17 protein-coding genes are annotated in these 20,787 nt (G+C 49.8%); 10 read left to right on the top strand and 7 right to left on the bottom strand.

What is annotated here, in order from left to right; all coding sequences use genetic code 11:
• Positions 1–34 precede the first annotated feature (34 nt).
• Positions 35–217 carry a DUF2281 domain-containing protein gene (locus tag QUA80_RS12465; RefSeq protein WP_015178025.1) on the bottom strand — a complete coding sequence of 61 codons (183 nt, stop codon included), beginning with the start codon at positions 215–217 and terminating at the stop codon, positions 35–37.
• A 150-nt stretch (positions 218–367) separates the two neighbouring features.
• Here QUA80_RS12465 and QUA80_RS12460 point away from each other — a divergent pair, with 150 nt between their 5' ends.
• Genes QUA80_RS12460 through QUA80_RS12450 form a run of 4 tightly spaced genes read left to right on the top strand, consistent with a single transcriptional unit; the run spans position 368 to position 1,217 of the window.
• Complete coding sequence (locus QUA80_RS12460; RefSeq protein WP_015178024.1) at positions 368–625, top strand: antitoxin ParD protein; 258 nt, start codon at positions 368–370, stop codon at positions 623–625.
• Positions 625–948 (top strand): type II toxin-antitoxin system RelE/ParE family toxin, encoded by a 324-nt coding sequence (locus QUA80_RS12455; RefSeq protein WP_015178023.1) that lies wholly within the window; start codon positions 625–627, stop codon positions 946–948. The genes QUA80_RS12460 and QUA80_RS12455 overlap by 1 nt, the downstream gene beginning before the upstream one ends.
• A 38-nt stretch (positions 949–986) precedes the next feature.
• Positions 987–1,082: a MarR family transcriptional regulator gene (locus QUA80_RS33775; RefSeq protein ID WP_071884039.1), complete on the top strand. Its 96-nt coding sequence runs from the start codon at positions 987–989 to the stop codon at positions 1,080–1,082.
• Positions 1,083–1,217 (top strand): hypothetical protein, encoded by a 135-nt coding sequence (locus QUA80_RS12450; RefSeq protein WP_263053543.1) that lies wholly within the window; start codon positions 1,083–1,085, stop codon positions 1,215–1,217.
• A 142-nt stretch (positions 1,218–1,359) separates the two neighbouring features.
• Here QUA80_RS12450 and QUA80_RS12445 read toward each other — a convergent pair whose 3' ends face one another.
• Complete coding sequence (locus QUA80_RS12445) at positions 1,360–2,742, bottom strand: UDP-N-acetylmuramoyl-tripeptide--D-alanyl-D-alanine ligase (RefSeq protein WP_333424848.1); 1,383 nt, start codon at positions 2,740–2,742, stop codon at positions 1,360–1,362.
• Between the two features lie 412 nt (positions 2,743–3,154).
• Between QUA80_RS12445 and QUA80_RS12440 the strand changes: the two genes are divergently transcribed.
• Positions 3,155–4,438 (top strand): hypothetical protein, encoded by a 1,284-nt coding sequence (locus tag QUA80_RS12440; RefSeq protein ID WP_333424846.1) that lies wholly within the window; start codon positions 3,155–3,157, stop codon positions 4,436–4,438.
• Positions 4,439–4,724: 286 nt separating this feature from the next.
• Complete coding sequence (locus tag QUA80_RS12435; RefSeq protein WP_015178020.1) at positions 4,725–5,051, top strand: RNA recognition motif domain-containing protein; 327 nt, start codon at positions 4,725–4,727, stop codon at positions 5,049–5,051.
• A 241-nt stretch (positions 5,052–5,292) separates the two neighbouring features.
• Here the strand turns inward: QUA80_RS12435 and clpS are convergent, their stop codons facing one another.
• On the bottom strand, positions 5,293–5,574 hold the full coding sequence (clpS, locus tag QUA80_RS12430) for an ATP-dependent Clp protease adapter ClpS (protein ID WP_333424843.1): 282 nt from the start codon (positions 5,572–5,574) through the stop codon (positions 5,293–5,295).
• A gap of 287 nt (positions 5,575–5,861) precedes the next feature.
• Here clpS and QUA80_RS12425 point away from each other — a divergent pair, with 287 nt between their 5' ends.
• On the top strand, positions 5,862–6,458 hold the full coding sequence (locus tag QUA80_RS12425; RefSeq protein ID WP_333424841.1) for a DUF3172 domain-containing protein: 597 nt from the start codon (positions 5,862–5,864) through the stop codon (positions 6,456–6,458).
• 188 nt (positions 6,459–6,646) lie between these two features.
• Here the strand turns inward: QUA80_RS12425 and QUA80_RS12420 are convergent, their stop codons facing one another.
• Positions 6,647–7,459: an AMIN domain-containing protein gene (locus QUA80_RS12420; protein WP_333424839.1), complete on the bottom strand. Its 813-nt coding sequence runs from the start codon at positions 7,457–7,459 to the stop codon at positions 6,647–6,649.
• A 90-nt stretch (positions 7,460–7,549) separates the two neighbouring features.
• Here QUA80_RS12420 and QUA80_RS12415 point away from each other — a divergent pair, with 90 nt between their 5' ends.
• Positions 7,550–8,107: an NUDIX hydrolase gene (locus QUA80_RS12415; RefSeq protein WP_333424837.1), complete on the top strand. Its 558-nt coding sequence runs from the start codon at positions 7,550–7,552 to the stop codon at positions 8,105–8,107.
• 391 nt (positions 8,108–8,498) lie between these two features.
• Here QUA80_RS12415 and QUA80_RS12410 read toward each other — a convergent pair whose 3' ends face one another.
• Positions 8,499–15,764 (bottom strand): DUF4347 domain-containing protein, encoded by a 7,266-nt coding sequence (locus QUA80_RS12410; RefSeq protein WP_333424836.1) that lies wholly within the window; start codon positions 15,762–15,764, stop codon positions 8,499–8,501.
• Between the two features lie 507 nt (positions 15,765–16,271).
• On the opposite strand from QUA80_RS12410, the gene QUA80_RS12405 reads away from it, so the two are divergent.
• Positions 16,272–16,415, top strand: coding sequence for a hypothetical protein (locus QUA80_RS12405; RefSeq protein ID WP_333424834.1), 144 nt, complete (start codon positions 16,272–16,274; stop codon positions 16,413–16,415).
• A gap of 651 nt (positions 16,416–17,066) precedes the next feature.
• Here QUA80_RS12405 and QUA80_RS12400 read toward each other — a convergent pair.
• Positions 17,067–17,387: a DUF6464 family protein gene (locus tag QUA80_RS12400; RefSeq protein ID WP_333424832.1), complete on the bottom strand. Its 321-nt coding sequence runs from the start codon at positions 17,385–17,387 to the stop codon at positions 17,067–17,069.
• A 448-nt stretch (positions 17,388–17,835) separates the two neighbouring features.
• On the bottom strand, positions 17,836–20,313 hold the full coding sequence (ppsA, locus tag QUA80_RS12395) for a phosphoenolpyruvate synthase (RefSeq protein WP_333424830.1): 2,478 nt from the start codon (positions 20,311–20,313) through the stop codon (positions 17,836–17,838).
• A 262-nt stretch (positions 20,314–20,575) separates the two neighbouring features.
• Between ppsA and QUA80_RS12390 the strand changes: the two genes are divergently transcribed.
• The gene (locus QUA80_RS12390; protein WP_333424828.1) at positions 20,576–20,770 is read left to right on the top strand and encodes a hypothetical protein; all 195 of its coding nucleotides are present in this window, start codon (positions 20,576–20,578) and stop codon (positions 20,768–20,770) included.
• Positions 20,771–20,787 lie beyond the last annotated feature (17 nt).

Genomic DNA, 20,787 nt, shown 5'->3' with positions numbered 1-20,787 from the left:
AAAGTCTGTGCAGAGGCTTTTCCTAGTTGCGCGATTACTTTGGGATTACCCTGCAACACCAGAGAAACACGATCTGTGTCGAAAATCCACGAACAACATAAGCATCCAACACTTCGTTGCGGCTGACTAAAACTAAGAATTCTATATAGTGCAGCACTTCCTGTTTCAGAGAATCTGGCAACTTGACTAGACTTTCTAGGATGGTGGTTTCTACCATTAGATAACCTCTCGATCCATAAACTTATGATAACAATTGCCAGTTAAGCTGCTCGATCGCATTGGGGACACCAGGAAGAGTCTAAAAATCACAATTGTAATTTTTTACATTTTAGGATATCTTAGAAAGGTACTCCGTCAATGTGGCGTTATGAGCAGGATAACGATCGATGTAACAGACGAACAGCACCAGCAAATTAAGGCAATGGCGGCTGTGCTGGGCAAATCTATTAAAGAGTTTGTACTCGAAAGGCTGTTTCCTTCTAACGATCGAGAGGAAGAACAGGCTTGGCAGGAACTCAAAGAACTGCTGAGGGAGCGCATAGCGGAAGCCGAACGCGGCGAAGTATCGGCTAAGACATTCAGCCAGGTTTTGGAAGAGAAGCTGGCGGCGATGGGAAAAGTGTAATGCCATCCTACGAACTCACCTCCTACGCAGAAGAGGATTTAGCAGATATTATCGAGTACACCGTTAACAATTACGGCATAGCCCAGGCGCGAGATTACGTTGCTGCGCTGGAAACCTGTGCTGAAAACCTTGCGGGTAGCCAGGGCTTCTATCGGGATCTGAAAAACATTCATCCCCGTTTGCGCGTAACCCGATGTCAGCACCATTATATTTTTGGCATCATGAGATCGGGAAGTCTGATGGTGGTTGTTGCTATTTATCACGAGCGGATGGATGTGCTGCAACGCCTGAGAACGCGCTTGAAAAACCCACAAGAAGGATAGCTGCGATCGCCCTTTAAAGAAAATCGAATTTCACTACAATAAATCCCGATCGCCTGGAAAAAGCCGGACTGCTATATCGAGAACCCTGTCCGAGCGATCGGCGGGGCACCTATGCCGTGCTGACTGAGGCATGATTGGCAATCCAACAGCAAATGTGGACGGTTTATGCTGAGGGAATTGCAGAATACTTTGGCTGTCACCTGGACGATCGAGAACTTCAGGTGATGCAGCGAGTGCTGAAGCGAATGCTTGCCGGAGTAAGTCGGTAAGGGCGAGAGTGGCGATCGAAGTAGCTGCGGAAGCAGAGCAAGTTGCTAGTATATCAATTAAGATCGATCGCCCCTATTTCTCCTCAGTCCGTGCAGGCGGACTTTGTTTGACAAGAAGCGATTTCAATCGCCGAGTTTCTGTCTATTCCCCCGCCAAATCAGCTCTAAATTTCTCAACAACTCGATTCAACTCAACCGAATGAGAAGCCTTAAATAAAATCAGATCGCCCGGTCCGACAAACTCCATTAAATGCCTTGCTAAATCTTCGTGGGAATTCTCCCTCGCAATATCTTCTACCTCCACAAGAGGCAAACCCGCCGCACCCGCAGCCATCGCCGCCGCTTCCTCAAAATCAGCAAAAACAAACAAAGCATCCAGATGCAAATCTCGCGCCGCCCTTCCCACTTGTCGGTGAAATTCGATCGCCCTGTCGCCCAATTCCTTCATCGTCCCCAACACCGCAATCCGGCGCTTTCCAGGAGTATCTGCTAACAGTCTCAGGGCCGCCAACATCGACTCCAAACCAGCATTGTAAGTCTCATCCAAAATTACAATATCCTGCGGCAAATCGTAGCGGCGCGCCCGTCCATCCGGTAACTGCACAGACAAACCTTGCTTTAAAACTTCCCAATCAATACCTAAAACTTTTCCTACCGCCAAAGCTGCCAAATAATTTACAGCATTGTGCCGTCCCGGCAGCGGCAGCGGCAATTCTACACCTTCTACTAACATGGTATCATGGTTAAGCAATTGTCCGCACAAATCCCCGCCTTCTAAACCGTAAGTTAAAGTTTTTCCCTGCCAAACTTTGGCCGCAGTTGCGATTAATCTGTCACAATCATGATTGAGAATAGCAACGCTATCAGCAGGCATTTCGGCTAACAGTTCGCACTTTGCTCGGGCGATCGCCTCTTCCGAACCCAATCGCCCGATATGCGCCGTTCCTACATTAGTAATTACCGCCACAGTAGGACGCGCCATTTGCGACAGCAGCGCAATTTCGCCACTGCCGCGCATTCCCATTTCAATCACAGCATAATTGTGTGCCGGCGAAAGCTCCAACAGAGTTTTTGGTACGCCAATTTCATTGTTGTAGTTATATTGAGTTTTAAGAACATTTCCCTTCGTTGACAAAACCGCCGCAATTAACTCTTTAACAGTAGTTTTACCTACAGAACCAGTAACAGCAACTATAGGTATACTGAATTGGTCGCGCCACCAACGGGCGATCGACTGATAAGCTTTTAAAGTATCGTCAACGCGCAACAGCGGAAAATTAGGCAATTCCTCTTGCCAATGTCGATCGACAATCGCTGCAATCGCACCCAAATCCCGAGCTTTTGCCACAAATTGATGGCCGTCAAAATTGCCTCCCCGCAGCGCCAAAAATACTTCGCCCCCCTCAAGAGTGCGCGTATCTGTGGCAATACCTGTCCCTAAAGCTGTCAAAACGCCTTCAGAGACAGCAGGCAAAGGTACAGTTAAAATTTCAGCAAGTTGGGCGATACTTACGCTACAAACCATAACCAGCACTCACATTTCAAATAATTATTTTCACAGCTAATTCTACCTCGCCAGACCTCACATTTAACTGATTGGGGGCTGCCGACCAGGATAGACCTTAACAATCCTAATATTAAATCGTCAGCCAACTAAGAAATCCTCCCGTACCCATCCACAATCTTTACGAATACTTTACAAAGTCTGAGGTGATTTTAGGCCTTGCTAATTAGCAACAATTCATGTCATGCTGGTGTTGGTAAATAGTTTAACTAAGCAAAAAATATCGATCGGCTTAAGCTGCGAGCAGCTTCTATCCCTAAGCCTCATCCGGCGAAAAACTCGCTTGACGACTCAATTGTTGCCCTTGAACTGCCAATTCATTAAGCTAATAGCGTTGAAAGCTCCTGCCCCAGCCTCGGAGGGTTAATCCACAGTGAACGACTACAACAGACAAAGCCACGAAGAAGAAGAACAGTTACTTTACAACCACTGGCTGGAGTTGGTACAAGTAGAGCCGCCGGCCGAACTCATCAGCCGTTTTCGCACTTTGTTTATCCAGGGCACCGGATATCCCGATCGCTCCGTCGCCGACGCACTCGAAAAAATAGCAGCCTCAAAACACGCCGAACAAGAATTCAAGTACATCCTCAACCGCTGCTGCCACATCCTGATCAACCGCTGGCAAACATACCCCAGCAAGCAAGCAGCCATCCCTGAATTGATCGCTCTGTTTGAAGAAGCCCCGAAAATATTATTTGGATACAGCCGATCGCGCGCGACTCCTTCCATCCCCAAATTAGTAAATCAATTTACCGAAAGCGAACAGTACCTCACCCTCCAACGCTTAGCCAAAGTCATCACTCACAGCAATGAAGACAGCAGCAACAGCAAAACCCCCGCTAGCCTTGCCCTGGGAAACTTAATTCCTCGCTATCCTTACCTCTACAAACACTGCCTCCTCAGTGACGACAGCACCTACGAACAGCAGAAAATCATTAAAAAAATCCAAGCTCAAAAGCAGCAGCAATTTGAAGTCAACCTCTCGCAATACGTCGCTCATCAAGTGAGGAAAGCCCAAATAGCACGTCGGGAAACATCAATTTCTTTTGGCAGAAATATACAGCCTATAAAAAACCCGACGCTGTTGAGCGACCCGGAACTATTCTTTGCCCTCAAGCAATTTGTGGGAAAAGTAGAAGGAGCCGATACCTACAGACAGCTAGCGAGCCGGTTCAGGACGAATGCCAGCACAACTCAGTCCTACGGCTCCTTTAAAGACGACTTGTACGAATACCTGATTTCTTCTGTCAGCGACGACCGCTACGGAAAACGTCTATTTAATGAAAAATTGTATAAGCAACTACAAAATACCCTTCCTCACAGCGAGGGTCAGAAGTTTAACGAATTTTTAATGATCAGAACTTGCAGCCAGTTATTGAACTTTCTAGTAGTAGAGAGTCCTGTGCGGCCCAACCACTTTGTTTTCATCGACCTGATCTCAAACCTCGGCCCCACTCAAACCACAGGTTTGCTGCTGAAGATCGTACTAATTTGCGGCAAAGTCAAGCCATACCTAGAAAAGCGGTTAGCAATTTTGTTCGGTCACTACGAATTCAGTACCCGAGAAGGCGTGGTTTGGTTAGTCAAAGCCCTGGAAAACCTGAATCTAGCTTTGAGTACCAATTTTGGCAAGGTAGACGTATCTTTCCTGCGGTGAGAGTCGGCACCACAACTTTCCGCGCTTCCACCTTGCCAAAACATCAAATCGAGGTACCAGCTTTCTGAATACCCCAAAAGTTTTAAGTTTAATTTGAACTACCTAATTCACTCCTGAAACCTACTCAAAACACGCTATTCTATGTTAAAGTACCAAGTGTGAATCAGATTCGGTTGCAGGCTTTGTTCATTGCTACAGAATTGTCTAAAAACTTGCCCTTCTGTATCGGCAGGGGACTCTCCGAAACTGAAATCTTCGCACTGTCTAAATTTTGGAGTTATTCCTCATGTCGATATACGTCGGTAACTTATCCTACCAAGTTACCCAAGAAGACATCACCACCGTCTTCGCCGAATACGGAACTGTTAAGCGAGTACATCTACCTACCGACAGAGAAACCAGTCGCCCCCGCGGCTTCGGTTTTGTAGAAATGTCAACAGATGCAGAAGAAGATGCAGCCATTAGTGCTCTCGACGGAGCAGAGTGGATGGGTCGCGATCTCAAAGTTAACAAAGCTAAGCCCCGCGAAGATGAAGGCGGCCGGGGCGGCAACCGGGGCGGCGGCCCTGGAAAATTTGGTCGCGCAGGAGGAGGCGGAGGAGGACGTTATTAATTTGCTCATTAATTTCATCGGATAAAGATTTGAGATTGGAGAGTTGAAATTGGCGCGAGAGCTCACCTAGCTCCGAACAACTTCCTGCTGTTCCGAAAAACCTATCCTCTTCAAGTTTCCATCTCTACCGCAGTAAATATAACAAAAAGCCAAGGGCCTAACCCTTGGCTTTTTTAGATCGGGGTATGAGCTATTTCACTCAGAAACGCGCTGGGCGAATCCCTTGCAGTACCATCAGGTTCTAATCATCAGGTTCGATGCTGCTGCTCAATCCATGATTGTTGAGCGTTTCAGAGTAAAACTCAGCGTGTTCGAGAGCGCAAACAATCACCAGTCCCAACCCGTTAGTGTGGGCTTCCATCATAATATTCACAGCCTGTGGCTGAGTCAGACTCGGTACCGTAGCCATCAAAGTCTGCACCACGTACTCCATAGGATTGAAATCATCATTGTGCAGCAGCACGCGGTAGCGCGGTGCAAGCTTGCGGACTGTGGAAGGCTTTTGAATAATTTCGACAGACACTAATCTATACCTCCTGACTTGTAAAATGTTAAAATTTGTCAACAATCTTGAGCCGGATTCCTCGGCTGTGCAAGAGTATGTCACTTTCAGTTATTTTATTGAAATCTGAAAATTCATACAAGGCAGCCCCTTGCTCGATCGCGAGCTGTGAACCCCACACCAAAGCCAGAGGAGCTGTCCTGGGCCTGTAGCAACAACCTTCCTAGCGCCATAATATTAGAAAGGCCAGATCTGTTAAAAATAACAAACTACTACCTGTTGAGTCTCCAGAACTGACGGAACCTTATATGAAACGCAAACCTAAATCCTACAACGACGATAGATTCAGCGGCGACCCATCCTGGGGAGATGAAGACTCCGGCTTATTTGGCGCACCGTCGCGCCGCCAACCTCAGTCTGGCAAACCCTCTTTCCTGAATTCCGCCACCCTTGGGATTTTAACAGCCGTCTTTATTCTGGGAATTGGGATAGGCATTGCTTTTAGCTCCACCGCTACCATTAGCCCAGAAAACGTAGCATCCCGCGAATTTATCGATCGCAGCGCCCCGAACCCAGAACTTTGCGTGCAGTTTGGAGCAAGCGCCATGGTGACAGACATGCGGCTCTACGTCACCCTCAACCCCTTCAACGTCTACATCTCGCAGCCGAGCATGCGTCCCGGATGCGTCCTGCGAACCAATAACTGGGCAATTCTGGAACAAAGAAAACTCATCAGCCAAAACCAAGTGCGTGAGTGCAAAAATCGCATGAACACCTTTGGCTTCACCGGCCCCCTGGAAGCTCAACCCGAAATTAACTGTATCTACCAAAACGACGGGGCTAAAAACCTGTTCCTCAACCAACCGGGTGCGATAGCTCCAACCACTGAAGGTCAAAGTTTCTAAATCGCCGATATAGCGGTTTTAAGTTAGGTGAAGTACAGATATGTGGTGGGGAGTTAGGCCAAGCCTAAGTCCCTACTTTATTTCATAAGCTGTCGGGCATCTTGCGCTGTATTTTTCGGGCTGGCGGGAGGCCCAACCCCTACTCGCAGAATTTCATTAAACTTGACTGTAGCCTGCTAACGGGCATTTTATCGTCCCCGAGGAAGTGGTTCACCAAAAATAAGCATCCGCTGTTGGGGTGCAGCAGTCGCCGTTCTTGGAGGAGCTAGGCCGGGTACAGCAGCAGCTTGTACCCCACGGCGTTCGTTAAGGGGAAAATTGACTACAGGCAGTGTTATCGGCCGGATTTGGTCGTTTGGAGTTGGCTGCTGCCAAGAATTTGTAGCGGGATTCGGGGAAGTAGGAGGCTCAGCTCGATCGACCTCTGTGGCAGCAGTTGAGTTGGGATCTCTCGGCGGCTGGTTTTGCGGTACTTGTATTGCAGGCTGGGGTTGAGTTTCCCGAGTTTCCATACTCGAAGTAGGTTCGATCGAAGGACGCAACACCCAGCGATTTTCTACTCCGATTCTTTGGAATTGAACTTGCCCTGCCCTGAAAGCTGCTCCCGGAGCCAAATTCACCAGAATTCTCGCCGTTCCCGGTTGAAGTTGACTCACCCCCACAGAACGCACTGTGCCTTGCGGGTATAGCTGAGTTGCATCTACTCCGATCTCAGTATTGGGCAAATTCACAGCAATCTGAGACGGGTTGAGTACAGAATATGTGGGAGTTGTTCCCTCTGGGAGAGTAATTTCTAACTGATTCGTCGCCGGATCGAACTGCCAACTTGTGACTGTAGAAGCATTTGCTGGTGGCTGTGCTGCCGACACTGCTGCAACTGCGGCGGCGACTGCTAGACTCAAACTCAGCGACTCGATCGCAAACAATCCGGGTGCTAGAGAATTAACAGTCAATTTTTGTAAGTCTTCCCAAAATCTTGGGAGTAACGTTTTGTATGGCATGGCGGCTGAGAGAAATTTTAGATTTCCAATAAATTATTGATGGGGAAATTGTGCCTTCTGATGACGCTGAAAGTTTAGCATTATGGCGATATGAAAAATTTAACTAAATGGAAATTATTGCGATCGCGCTTCGTTCTTAACAACAAGTGGTGTCAGGTTAGACAAGATGAAATAGAATTGCCAAGCGGACAAATTATCGACGACTTTTTTGTTCATGTCCGACCCAATATCGCCCTAGTATTTGCCACGACAGAGCAGCAAGAACTTGTATTTGTGCGCCAATACAGACATGGAGCAGGCGAGATTTTGCTGGAACTGCCGGCCGGAGCTTTCAATCCTGCTGAAGAAAGCGGCCAATCTGCTGCGATCAGAGAACTTGCCGAAGAAACGGGATATGTTGCTGAAGAAATTTTGGAACTAGCAACCTTATATGATAACCCCGTAAAAGACACCAATTCTATTTACCTATACTTTGCTAAAAATGTCAAGCTTGCCAGCGAAATACAATTGGACATTACAGAAGACATTGAAGTAGTTTTAGTGCCAATTGCCGAAGTTTTGTTAAAAATATCAAACCGAGAAATTTGTGTAGCAGGAAGCATCGCAGCTATTTTTTTAGGATTAGATTTTTTGAACGAACAGCAGTAAATTTTGGTTTGCATAGAGCTATATAGGATCGAATCTGTTAGCATCGGAATTATTTAGATATCTATTGTTTACCTCTGCGTTAATTAGGGTCAATTCCTTGTCATCAGCAGTTAATAAATTATCTTTTTTTACCGCAGATACAGGCAGAACGACGCAGATTAACGCAGATTAATTAGATTGACTCCGGTTGCACCATCTGCGGTTGACTGTTGACTGGATTTGACGCCAGACGATGCTACCGGATTTAATGTAACTCCTGATTATGTTCCAGAAAAAAAAAACCACAATATCAGGTTGAGAGTGAGGAATTCAGAGAGAGTTTTCGGAGGAATTGAGACCTCAATCACAACCAGATCATGGTTATTTTAGGGGACATAATATGAGTCTGCTCTTACCGAGCAAGAGTCAGAAAATCCACAGCATTCAGAGAATTGTTAGCTCCAAAAACCTGAGCCAAAATCTCACCAGTCGTAGCAACTTGCAGGACGGTGCCGTTGGCGGTGGAGTTAATTCGCAAGGAGTCGAAACTCAAGCCGTCGGCAAGGACAAACTTGTCAGTTCCTACTTCAAAATTGAGCACTGTATCGATACCGCTGTTGCTATTTAACACAAAGCGATCGCTCCCAATACCTCCAATTAAAGTATCGTCTCCCCCGTCGCCAAACAGCCAGTCATTCCCTGCACCTCCGTTGAGAATGTCGCTATCTTTCCCTCCGTAAATAGTGTCGTTACCATCGTCGCCGTTGAGGGTATCTTGGCCTTCATTGCCGTAGAGAAGGTCGTCACCGCTGCCGCCGCTGATGCAGTCTTGCTGACCGTTTGCACCCACGGCGCCTAGAGCATTTTCCCCCCGATCGCCAAAAATGGTATCGTTGCCCTCATCGCCGCACAAAATATCGCCGCCGTCATCGCCGTAAATCAAGTCGTCGCCGGCATCTCCGCGCGCGAAATCGTCATCCTTGCCACCGCGAACAGTATCATTGCCAAAACCACCGCTGAGAGAGTCGGAACTCTCACCGCCGCCCTGAAAGTCGTTACCATCTCCGCCAAATAGCAAGTCGCGGCCGTCAACATCCGACACTAACTGGTTTTGCAAGCCGCCGTAAAGCGAATCGTCTCCCTCGTCGCCGACTATCGTGTCGGAACCGATTTCGCCCCAAATCATGTCGTTATCTTTGCCGCCTACGGCTAAGTCGTTACCTTTGCCGGCAAAAATGCTGTCGTTACCGCTACCTCCGCCGATGATGTCGCCGGTGTCGTTGCCGAAAATTAAGTCGCCTTCATCGGTAGCAATTATGCTGCCAGCGGCATTGCCGTAGTCGCCGAGTATCGTGTCCGAACCTTGATTGCCGTAGAGAGTGTCTGAGTCAGTTTCGCCGAAAATGCGATCGCCCCCTTTGCCTCCAAACACCAAATCCCGGCCGTTGCCGCCCAGCAGGGTATCGTCTTGTTCCTGACCGTTAAGTAAGTCGTTGCCCTCGCCTCCAAACAGCAAATCTCGTCCGTCGGGGTCGCTGTCCTGGGAGTTGAGGACGCCGCCGAACAGAGAGTCGTCTCCGCTGTCGCCGTAGAGGGTGTCCGGGTTCTTGTCGCCCCAAATCAAGTCCTCTTCTTTGCCCCCTGTCGCGATGTCGGGGCCTTTGCCCGCGTAAACGGTGTCGCTGCCTTGATTGCCAGCAATGGCGTCCCCTGAAGAACCGCCGAAAATCAGGTCGCCGCTGTTACCGGTCAAGTCGATGTTGTTGCCGTTGTCGCCGACGATCGTGTCGGAATTGCGATCGCCGTACAATGTGTCGGAATTGCGATCGCCAAAAATGCGATCGTCTTCTTTGCCGCCAAACACCACATCGGTGTCTTTGCCCGCGTAAACGATGTCGTTGCCCCTACCGGCAGCGATGAAGTCTCGCTGTTGGTCGCCGAAGACGATATCGGCGCCGCCTTCACCTAAAACTGTGTCGTCGCCGCGAAAGGAGACAAACAGTTCGCTAGCATCGTTCCCTGTTAAGGAATCGTTTCCGGGAGTGCCTAGAATCGCGTTTTGGATGTCGGTGAGTTGTCCGGCGTTTGAGTCGAAGTTAAGTATTTGCGAAGGCTGGGGTTGGATAAATGCGATCGTCGGCAGCAGGGGCAAGGGGTCGCAACCGCAACCGGTATCCGGTTCGGGAACTCGACCGAAAATAGGCGTCGGTGTCGGCGCGGGTTCCGGTGTTGGAGTCGGAGTCGGTATCGGTTCCGGTGTCGGAGTCGGTATCGGTTCCGGTGTTGGCGTCGGTATCGGTTCCGGTGCCGGCGCGGGTGTTGGAGTCGGCGCGGGTTCCGGTGTTGGAGTCGGCGCGGGTTCCGGTGTTGGAGTCGGCGCGGGTTCCGGTGTTGGAGTCGGTGCGGGTTCCGGTGTTGGAGTCGGTATTGGTACGGGTTCCGGTGTTGGAGTCGGTGCGGGTGTTGGAGTCGGTATTGGTACGGGTTCCGGTGTTGGAGTCGGTGCGGGTGTTGGAGTCGGTGTCGGTGTCGGTTCGTTAAGGGGAATGACAGAGACAGTGGCAACTGCCACACTCGTGGCACCGAGGTTGTCTGTAGCGCTGTATGTGAAGTTTGCCCCTGTGAAATTGTCGGACGCCTGGAAGAACAACTGGGTAATTTCCTCGGGTGTCAGGACTTGACCTGCAGTGACCCGCACTCCCTGGCTGGGGTCGCCCAAGAACAGCGTGCTTTCATTGGCCGGCGGCAAGGTGTTTACGGTAAAAGAAACCACCGTCCCGTCGGGGTCGGTTCCTCCGAGTCCGGGGATGTTCGCGCTTGTTCCCGGCAACAAAGCGACGCTGGAGTTGTTGGCGACGGGCGGCTGGTCGGCGGGAGGTAATAGTGCTAGCAGGGAGGCTGTAGCGGGGGCTGGACTGATGGCGCCGCGGCTGTCTGTGGCGCTGTAGGTAAAGTTGGCGGCTGCGAATTCGCTGGTTGCTTGAAAGAATAACTGGCTGATTTGAGTTGTGTTCAGTCTTTGATTGGGTGTCACCCGGATTCCCAGGCTGGGGTCGCCCAAGAACAGGACGCCTTGATTTGCCGGCGGCAGGGTGTTGATGGTGAAGAATTCGATCGAGTCGTCGGGGTCTGTGGTCGTCAGTCCTGTGATGTTTAAGGTGCTGTTTGGCGGTAGCGTCTTGCTGATATTTGTCGGTATCGGCGGGTCGTTGAACGCCACCGACACCAGAGAAACTACAGCAGCAGGACTGCTGTCACCGAGATTGTCCCTGCTGCTGTAGGTAAAGTTAGCCCCTGTAAAATTGTCTGCCGATTGGAAGAATAACTGCGTGATTTGCTCGGCTGTCAGGGTTAGATCGGGCGTGACGGCTACTCCCCCGGTTGCGGGGTCGCCCAAGAACAGGACGCCTTGATTTGCCGGTGGCAGGGTGTTGATGGTGAAGGCAACCACTGTGCCGTCTGAGTCTGTGCCTCCGAGTCCGCTGATTTTGACCGCGCTGTTGGGTGTTAGCCCAGCATTGCTGCTGTAGGCTGATGGAATTTGGTTGGGGGGTGTGGGCTGCCCGAGTAAAATGGCGGTGGTGACAGTGGCTCTGGGTTCGGAACCGTTGTTATTGCTGGGTTCGGGGTCAAAAGTGGTCGATCGGCTCTGGGAAGTATTGCTAATGGTGCCCGTCGCTGGAACGACTACTGTTACCTCGCGGTTGGTGTTGCTGCCGCTAGTCAAGCTGGGAATTGTTGGGAAGGTGACAACCCCTGTCACTGGGTCGTAAGTGCCGTTATCGGATGCGCTGACTCCCGTTAAACCGGGAATGATGCTGTCTGTAATCACTACGTTTTCAGCAGCATTCGGTCCGTTGTTTGCGGTAGTTATAGTATAAGTGACAGAACTGCCGGCAGGAGCAGATGTGAGACCGGTCTTGGACGTAACCAGGTCGGCGCGGGCAGCACCGATCGAGGTAGTGACTCGACCCCCAGGCTGACCGGGCGCTGCGACTGTCGAGCCGTTGTTGTTCGTCAAGTCCGGGTCAGCAGTGTCCGATCGGCTCGATACAATGTTGGTGATGCTCGTCAGGGTAGTCGGCGGTACAAAGATCAGGCTGCGGGTGACGCTGCTGCCGCTGGCTAAATTCGCGATCGCTGGGAACTCGATCGCCCCTGTGGTCGGGTTGTAGGTGCCGCCGTCGGACACGGTGACTCCAGTTAAGCCGGGAATCAAGCTGTCGGTGATGACTACGTTGGCCGCTGGACTCGGGCCGTTGTTGGTAGTAGTAATTGTATAAGTGAGAGTCCCGCCCGCGTCGATGCTGGCCGGAGCTGTTTTTTGGGTGACAACATCGGCCACAGCACCGATCGAGGTAGTGACTCGACCCCCAGGCTGACCGGGCGCTGCGACTGTCGAGCCGTTGTTGTTCGTCAAGTCCGGGTCAGCAGTGTCCGATCGGCTCGATACAATGTTGGTGATGCTCGTCAGGGTAGGCGGCGGTACAAAGATCAGGCTGCGGGTGACGCTGCTGCCGCTGGCTAAATTCGCGATCGCTGGGAACTCGATCGCCCCTGTGGTCGGGTTGTAGGTGCCGCCGTCGGACACGGTGACTCCAGTTAAGCCGGGAATCAAGCTGTCGGTGATGACTACGTTGGCCGCTGGACTCGGGCCGTTGTTGGTAGTAGTAATTGTATAAGTGAGAGTCCCGCCCGCGTTGATGGCGGCCGGAGCCGTTTTTTGGGTAACAACGTCGGCCCTGGGACTGACGGTGGTGGTGACGGTGGCGTTGGGGTTTGTACCGTTGTTGTTGGCCGGAGTGGAGTCGGGAGTGATCGAGCTACTTCTGGCCGTGTTGCTGACGGAAGTTAGGGTGGGCGGTACTGTGAAGCCGATCGTCCGGGTGACTGTCTCCGCGTTGGCAATTGCCACGGGCGCGAAGGTGACAATGCCCGTCGCTGGATCGTAAACGCCGCCGTTAGATGCCGTGACTCCGGTTAGCCCGGGAACTATGCTGTCAGTGATGGTTACAGCTTCTGCCGGACTCGGGCCTAAGTTGACTGTGGCGATCGTGTAGCTGACGGAACTACCGGGGGTAGCACTGGTAGATCCGGTTTTGGTGGTTGCAAGATCGGCGTTGGGCCCAATACTTGTGGTAACGCTAGAGTTAGTGGGAGTGCCGTCTTTGTTGGTTGCCGAACCGTTGTTGTTAGTGGCGATCGGATCGACAGTCGCGGCGCTACTGCGGGCAGTGTTGCTGATGGAACTTAGGGTGGCTGGGGCAATGAAACTGATAGTGCGGGTCGCAGCAGCCGCATTTGCCAGCGCCGTCAGTGCTGGGAAGGTGACAATGCCCGAAACTGGGTCGTAAGTGCCGCCGTCCGATACGCTGACTCCTGTCAAACCCGGAACAATGCTGTCAGTGACAGTCACGTTGGCAGCGGGGTCTGGCCCCCTGTTAGTCGTGGTCAGCGTGTAGGTGACGCTTGACCCGGCCGAGGTAGTCAAAGGCCCGCTTTTGGTAGTTACTAAATCCGCTACTGTATCGACAACTGTAGTAGAGACTACACCTGGCCCCTCGACTTGTCCCGGCGGAAGCACACCGCTGTTGTTGCTGAGGTCTGGGTCGAAAGTCGAGCTAGTGCTGAATGCAACGTTGGCAAAACTGCTACCGCTGGTTAAACCGGGCGACAGATTAATTGTCAGGGTGTAAGTGAGAGTCTCGCCGGCATTGAGAACGGGAATTAACGGCCAGGTGACGGCCTTGGTTTGGTTCACGTAAGTGCCGTTGTTGGAGGCAGTGAGAACCGGTGGCAATCCTCCCGGAAGCAGCATTTCTGACGGTATTTCGTCTTGAATCAGGACGTTTCTAGCGGGCGCTGGCCCCCTGTTGACAGTAGTAATCGTGTAGGTAATGCTGCCCCCGGGCTTGACGAACTGCGGGCCGGTCTTGATAGTGGCAACGTCGGCCGAGATACTGGGAGGATTGATAGTTTCTACTACCAGGTTTTGAAGTTCGTGAGCGTTGTTGGCGCTTCCTGTCGAACTGCCAAAACCAAACTTGAAAATTGGCGGTACTGGACCGTTTATGGTTGCCAAGTTGGGGATGTCGATCGCTGTCGTTTCGTAGATGCCGTCGAATTCTTCATCGAAGGCTACGGTGAGGCGAGAGGGATTATCTGGATCGTTAGATGGATTCAGCGTAATTTGAACGGATCTTTTGGCTAAATCGCGATCGCTCGTGAACGTATTGCTGAAGTTAAAACTGCTGCCGGGAGGGCCGATAAAGTTAATGCTCGTAGGAATGTTATCGATGCCGAAGGGAACGATCGCATTTGTTAAAAACTGATAACCGTCTGCTTCATTGCCTCTGAGAGTTACTGAATCAGGTCTGAAAGAACCAATAGAGGAGCCGGGAATCGGACGCGGATTGGGGCCGGATCGCCCTTCTGTGGATGTTGAAAAATTGCCAAACTCGTCAAATCCAATGCCTAAATAACCTCCTTGAATACCGGGTACACCCGTTCGTTGAGCGTAGCCCAGAGAACCGCCAAAACCCCCAGTCCTAGTTGGGCTGGCAGTGCCGTCAATGAAGAAGAAACCCAGGCCGTCTGCTGGCTGAGGATCGATAGATGAGCCTGCAGGAGCGGGAGATTGCTGGCTTGAACCGTAGGAATAAAAATCAAACTGGATTCTGAGACCGTCGGTTGAAGAAATGGGGTTGTTGTAGATGACGAAGGCTTCCCGAAGGTTTGTTGCTGGAGTTAATCGCAGAGCGCCATTGCCCGTACTATCCCCGCCCAAAGCCGGAAGTACGCCGGATACTGTGCCTCCGGTAATGCCGGGGATAGGTTGATTCGCTGCTGGAGGCCCGCCCGGATCGAACAGCGCACCGTCTTTTCCCCCGTAAATCCAAGGCCCCCTAACTGTCGAGTTCTTGAAAGTCTCGTTAACTAATATGCTGAGGACGTAACTGTATGCCTCCCGCACTTCTTTTTCAATGGCGATACTCGCGTTGATTTGCCCTGTGGCGAATTTTAATTCCCAGTCGCCGCCGAGTGCGGCACTCCCCGTCAAGCCTTCGTTCGCTGCAATGTCTGCACCGGCAATCAAGCTCAGCCTCCGCACGAAGGCCGCGCCGCTTTCCCCTGCTGCGACGCTGCACCCGAATAACAAGATATCTCCTCTGTCGCTGAGGGTTTTTCCCCACTGTTGCAACAATGGGCTGTAGGTTTCTAAGTTGTCGCTGCAAAGTTCGATCGACCCTAGTTGCACCCCCGCTTCTCGACCGTGAGAAACGATCTGAATGCTGTCTAAATCGCTGCAATTAGCCAGAATTCTAGTAATTTGCTCGACTCCATCCCGCGTCGAGTCGAGTACAAATACCTGTGTACCCGCTGTTGCTCCCCTTGCCAAGCTATCGCAGTTCTCTACTCTCGAATCGACGAACAGTACATTTTTTACAGTCCGGGCGTCCACCGATTCCGTCAAAAGCAAAAATTCTCTGTGGGGTTGCCGAATTCCCGCGCGGCTACTGGTTTTTTCAGACAGGAAACACTCCTCTGTTTTTGCTGGTTTTATTGTTTTTTGCTGAGTATAACTTGCTGTTTTTCGGAAAATTTCTCCAGCAATATTTGCCGTGAATTTTCCTGCATTTTTGTGGTAAAAGATTTGGTTTTGGTAGATGCTTGGCATGGTAGAATGACCTTATGTATTGTATGTAAGATGCCCACTTCAAGATGATAGTTATCACCTCTTGAAAAGGTTTAATTGCAGAGTTAGATGTTCTCCTGCTTGACTGCAATTGAGAGCAACAGGCGGATTTTATTCATCGCAAAGCGGTGCTATCTTGCTATTTGATAGCATTACAAATATCGCCTACGCAAGCGCTGAGGATTGGAAGTTTAATTTCCAATAATCTATCTAGCGAATGATATTTTGTTTGCGGTTTTCTGTTAGGGAGTGTATCTGTTAAATGCAGATATTTATATCCCGCAGTAGACAATAACAGGACTTATCAAAAAAAGGACTTACTAGGGAATCCGAAACCTGGTTTTTTAACAAAAGATTTCGTTTCCGCCCGCAGATTCGGTAAAAAAACCGATTTCTAGGCATCGGAATGCGTAAGTCCTAAAAAATTTACTTCATGAGGTTTTCTGTCATCGTCTAATGCACTTTATTTTGAGAGAAATTTCACCACTTATGGACACACAAACCTGGTTTTATGGACGCAAAGACTTCGTGGCAGCCCTCGCTTCCGGTAAAAAACCCGGTTTATGCGGTTTTGGTGTGCAAGCCCTGTTTGCATCGGGCAACCAGACATTAATTACGAACTGCTGGGCGTGACATAATTAGGTCGGCAGTGCCCAAGGCGTGCGATTAAATTAAAATATACATACCCTATATAGACGAGGCGTCTTAAAAATTCATGACTTGCAGTCGGGAGACCACAATTCTGGTTTGAGACTGCTTTGCTGCGATCGCAAAAACAGATTAGTCCCGCCCACAACCAACTTCTCAAACTGTCAACTTAGAGTCTGCGAGCGGGTTTATATTTAAGGTAATTGCTCGTGACAATCGTTGGTGCAGAATTTTTCACGATCTCTTGGAGAAATCGGCTTGCAGATTTGCGCGTCTACTTCGACTGCGATCTGTACAAGAGCTGCTTGCGATTTTTATTCGCTAATTTTTTTAACTGCAGGAGTTAGGCCCAGGAGACTAGAAACCAGATTTATTCCTAAATTTCTCGCGGCGCAACCAAGATTTACGGTCTAAACCTGGTTTCTGAGCGCAAGTCCTCAACTAGAAAAACACCGATCGCCATGCGCCAGTTATGGCAACTTTAACCGAGCAATACTGCTTGATTGGGTTTTAATTGCTGAGTTTTAGCGAGACTCATCCAGAATAAGCTCCTATCAGAATCCTTATACCTAAGTACATATTAACTCATGGATTATTACATCCGCAAATAGGCGTACCTAGAAGCCCCAATATAAGCTATATCTTTTCACCCCTAACGTCAAGAGTTTTGGCTTGGTAGTACCGACAATCTTGACAGGGCCCAGAAGGATTGACAGCGCAGCGAATGTAATTAGAGCGGGCGTTGTACTCGCAAGTGATATCCCCGATCGGATAACCGAGACCTTCTATGTAGGTGCGATCGCCCGTTGGTAGTTGAGTTCGCAGGCGTCTATTCGCTACCGCCAGCCTAGCGGCTGCAATTCTATCGCGGGCCTGGCTCTGGGCAGAGCGCATCACCCACAAAGACACCAGCGACGGAACTAAACCTATGAAAATAATCAGGAGAGCAGTTAGCACTTTTTCAGAGCTTATGTGGAGAATATTTGTTTTAATTTAGGCGATCGGCAACAGAAAATTATCTCCAAAACGACCGTTTTAAATCAGAAAAGTTCCCGAGCAAGTCTCAAACTAGGCCGCCCGTGTTTTAACCGTTAGTTGGCGGGTGAGGATGGCGATCGTTGTTGGTGCCGCTTTCTTCCTAAAGCGCATCGCCAGGGCCCAACCAAGCCAGAGACGCAGCTATGGTGTGATATTATGTCTGCTCAATTACCGCACTAAAATAGGTTTGTAGTGACGAGATCAGTCCTCATAAAACTCCCTCGGAGTTCCGCCGTCACTACAAACGCGAGATCGGTTATTTTGCCATACTAGACATGAGAAACCGAGTCGAGTTCAAAAACAACGAAGCCAGAAAATGCCGCAGCTATTGTTTGAGAAACCCGGTTTCTATCAAAAAGCAAAACGCTTAAACCTTAGCAACATCCTCCGCTAAATCCATCAACGAACCCGCACCTTCCACCTTAGCAACATCTAACAAAGTCTTCAAAACCGAATCGGGATTCAAACTAATCGAATCAATTCCCAACTCAACCAAGAAGCGAGCAAACTCAGGATAATCGCTGGGCGCTTGACCGCAAATCCCAATCTTGCGATCGTACTTCTTGGCGGCTTTAATGGCAATTGCTACCATTCGCTTGACAGCTTCATTCCGTTCGTCAAAGATGTGTGCGACTAAAGCAGAATCCCGGTCTAATCCTAATGTTAGCTGAGTTAGATCGTTAGAGCCGATCGAGAATCCGTCAAAAACTTGCGCGAATTCGTCAGCAAATATCACATTGCTAGGCAATTCGCACATCACGTACACTTGCAAGCCGTTCTCGCCCTTGACTAAACCGTGTTTTGCCATCTCGGCCAACACTTTTCGCCCTTCATCCGGCGTGCGGCAAAATGGAATCATCGGAATCACATTTGTCAAGCCCATTTCGTCGCGAACTCGCTTCAGGGCTTTGCATTCCAAAGCGTAAGCTTCGCGGTAATTCGGGTCGTAATAGCGAGAAGCGCCGCGCCACCCGATCATCGGGTTTTCTTCCTTGGGTTCAAACTGCCGCCCTCCCAAAAGATTAGCGTATTCGTTGCTCTTGAAATCGCTCATCCGCACGATGACTGGATTTGGATAAAATGCGGCGGCAATTGTGGCAATTCCGTGGGCTAGTTTGTCGGTGAAAAAATCAGGTTTGTGCGGGTAAAGTGCTGTCAGTTCTGCAATCTCTTCCTTGACCGATAGATCTGCCAATTCGTCAAAGTGAATCAGTGCCAGCGGGTGTGCTTTAATGTGATTGGCAATGATGAATTCCAGCCGCGCCAACCCTACGCCGTCGCAGGGAATTGCTGATAAACCAAAGGCTTCTTCTGGATTCCCGACATTCATTAAAATTTGAGTCCGGGTGCGGGGTAAATTCTCGATCGCAGTTTCTTGAATTTCAAAAGGAAGCAAACCGGCATAAACTTTGCCTTCGTCTCCTTCCGAACAAGAAACCGTGATTTCTTGCCCGTTTTGCAAGATTTGGGTTGCCTCGCCGGTGCCGACAATGGCGGGAATTCCCATTTCTCGGGCGATAATCGCGGCGTGACAAGTGCGGCCGCCCGAATTGGTGACGATCGCGCTAGCTTTTTTCATAATCGGTTCCCAATCCGGGTCGGTTTTGTTGGTAACTAAAACTTCTCCTGATTGAAATTCAGCGATTCTGTGAACGTCTAAAATCACGCGGGCTTTGCCTTGTCCGATTGATTCGCCAACGGCGCGTCCTTTTGCTAAAACTGTACTGGTACCTTGCAATTTGTAGTTTCGCAAAACTTTAGCAGACTTTTGAGATTGTACTGTTTCGGGTCGCGCTTGGACGATAAACAATTCGCCAGTATTGCCGTCTTTTGCCCACTCAATGTCCATCGGGGTATAAGTTCCGCGCACTTTAGAGTAGTGTTCTTCGATGACTGCGGCCCATTGTGCTAGTTGCAGAATTTCATCATCTTGTATGGCAAATTTATTCTTTTCTGCTGCTATCACGGAGACATTTTTGGTATATTTAGAACCGCCGATATCGTAGACCATTTTGAGGGTTTTGCTGCCGAGGCGTTTGTCTAAAATCGGGCGAAAACCTTGTTTTAATGTTGGTTTAAAAACGAAGTATTCGTCGGGGTTGACGGTGCCTTGGACGACGTTTTCGCCTAATCCGTAGGCGGCGGTGACTAATACGGCGTTTTTGAATCCGGTTTCGGTGTCGATGCTGAACATGACGCCGGAGGATGCTAAGTCCGATCGCACCATTTTTTGGACGCCGACTGATAGCGCGACTTCAAAGTGGTCGAATCCCCGCTGTTGGCGGTAGGAAATCGCGCGATCGGTGAATATGGAAGCAAAGCATTTGTGACAGCATTCGAGGACGCCAGCGCAAGCTTGGACGTTGAGGTAGGTTTCTTGCTGTCCCGCGAAACTGGCGTCTGGTAAGTCTTCGGCGGTGGCGGAGGAACGCACTGCTACGTCTGTACTGTCGCCGTAGCGATCGCACAATTTCTCGTAAGCATCTGCGATCGCCGCTTGTAGTTCTCGCGGAAACGGTGTATCGAGAATTAGTGCCCGCGCTTGCTTGCCTTTTTGTCGCAGGTTGTGCAGATCTTCTACGTCTAAATCAGCAAATATTTCGCGCAATTTAGCTTCTAAACCCGCCGACTGGATGAAGTAGCGGTAAGCGTATGCTGTAGTTGCAAATCCGCTGGGAACTCTGACTCCTTGCGCGGTTAACTGCTGAATCATTTCGCCTAAAGAAGCATTTTTCCCGCCTACTAATGGGATGTCGGCGAGACCCACTTCATCAAACCACAATACTAAAGATTTTTCTTTGGAAATTAAAACTTGTTTTTCGGGAATTGCTAATTTTTCTAGCATGGCTTTTTTCCTCTCTACTTCAGAGCAGTTAGATATTTAAACACTCACTAAATTACTGGAGGTTTTTAAATCTTGTTTTATTGCGAAAAACATCTAATTTTTTCCGATGCTGTCTCCAGCAGACTTTTGTTCTCCTCTATTTAAAGAGTATCACTTTTTGGGTAAATAGCAAGAGCTGTGGATAAATTTTATTTGATTGCAAAAAGTAAAGAAATCGTACTAAGGAGTTTCTGTGAGCTATCATAAAAGAAGTGCTAAAAATATGAATAGCGAAGATAGTTCCCACCGCTTTTTTGGCGCTGAGCGCGCAGTCGTCGTGCGGGGATATGGCTCGGATGGTGTTGGTAGCGGAACTCAAGGGCAACAAAGAATGGGTTGCGATCGGGTTTTCGGTAGACCCCGCCCAAAAACCGATACTTGCTTTCCGACAGGAGTCGCGGGCCGACCAAAATTTTGAACCCTAGTTCAAGCTGC

The sequence above is a fragment of the Microcoleus sp. F4-D5 genome, assembly GCF_036704885.1.
Taxonomy (GTDB): Bacteria; Cyanobacteriota; Cyanobacteriia; order Cyanobacteriales; family Microcoleaceae; genus Microcoleus.
This window is presented reverse-complemented; position numbering and strand designations above follow the sequence as displayed.